This is a genomic window from Vibrio sp. 1249-1 (assembly GCF_033340495.1).
This window is the reverse complement of sequence record NZ_JAWOWJ010000244.1, coordinates 1-911: the sequence shown is the minus strand read 5'-3', so window position 1 is coordinate 911 and position 911 is coordinate 1. Positions and strand designations below refer to the sequence as shown.

1 protein-coding gene is annotated in these 911 nt (G+C 50.6%); it reads right to left on the bottom strand.

What is annotated here, in order from left to right; all coding sequences use genetic code 11:
- Positions 1–908: type II secretion system protein GspL (gene gspL, locus R7Z50_RS25570; protein ID WP_318149485.1), on the bottom strand; the 908-nt coding region annotated here is incomplete at its 3' end.
- Between the last annotated feature and the right edge of the window lie 3 nt (positions 909–911).

Sequence of the window (911 nt, the reverse complement as noted above, 5' to 3'; positions counted from 1 at the left end):
AAATAACTTACGGTCGGAATTCGATTCTTGTTTGGGAAAACCTGACGGAAAATACGTTCGCTTTCTTCACGATAGGCTTGTGCTTGCGCCTCGTACTTGTGGACGACGAGAAGTTGCTGAGCCACGACCACCACTAACAAAACGCCCGCAGCGATAGCCGCCTTTTGCCAAACTTTCCAGTACTTACCCCAAGAAGACTTCGGCTTAAACTCGCCAGTTAACAGGTTCGTTTTACTACTCACGACGCCTTTTGCGAGCAACGCCATCGTCATTTCTTCTGGCTTAGGAACCCATACACTCTCAACCGTCGATTCTGGCACGGAACTGTAGCAATCGAGTTGCCAACCTTCATGGTTTTGCAGGTAAGAAGAGAGGTAAAGATCCAGCCACGCCGAATCCACCACCGCGCCTTCCGTCTCTGAGTGACGAATTAGCCATTGCTCACCAATCAGTGCCGCACTGCTGTTGTCATCACTGACAGGCAATGCCAATACATCTGGCAAGATGCGTTTGATGGTCAACCCTTGGCTAGCAAAACGCTGTAGCACGGTTTGTACCCATGCGCGCTCGACCGCACACACTTGTGCTTTATCCGCTTGCTTACCCAATACGGTGAAGTGCAAGCTATCCACATCTTGCGCTCCTTCATCTTCAATCAAATAAGGCAACATGCTGTCGAACTGACGTGTGGCACCAGGCGGAATGTCCACCTGAGTTAACACCACATCATTACTCGCTAGTAAAGCGATGACTTGGCGCTGGCCGGCATACGATACCAACTCATCCAAGTGTTCCCATCCGGCAAGTTCACCGCTGGCAATCACTTCCTGTTGTTCTGTCGACCACACCACCCAAGGAATGGTACTTTGTTGTTCGCTACTCAGCCGAACGGTCAGAAACTCGCTCACTGA